Raw genomic sequence first — 285 nt, forward strand, 5'->3', positions numbered from 1 at the left:
CTGCGGCAGCGGGTGCGGTTTGCTGAGGCGGTGGATGTTCTGGTCGCTGAGGGTTATGGGGCTTTTGTTGAGGTGAGTGCGCATCCGGTGTTGACGGTGGGTGTGGAGGAGGCGGTGGAGGCTGCTGGTGGTCAAGCGGTGGTGACCGGCACTTTGCGTCGTGATCAGGACACGCTCCGGCAGGTTCTGACCTCGCTTGCTCAGTTGCATGTCCATGGGGTGGCTGTTGATTGGGCGCCGGTTCTGGGTGCGGTGGATGGGTCGGGTGGTGGGGCGGTGGTGTCG

Annotated in this window: 1 protein-coding gene; it reads left to right on the forward strand. The window is 64.2% G+C overall.

Features of this window, described 5'->3' with window-relative positions; genetic code table 11:
* Positions 1-12: 12 nt before the first annotated feature.
* Positions 13-285: acyltransferase domain-containing protein (locus VT50_RS37920; RefSeq protein WP_276207367.1), on the forward strand; the 273-nt coding region annotated here is incomplete at its 3' end.

It is taken from the genome of Streptomyces antioxidans (genome assembly GCF_000968685.2).
Classification (GTDB): Bacteria; Actinomycetota; Actinomycetes; order Streptomycetales; family Streptomycetaceae; genus Streptomyces; species Streptomyces antioxidans.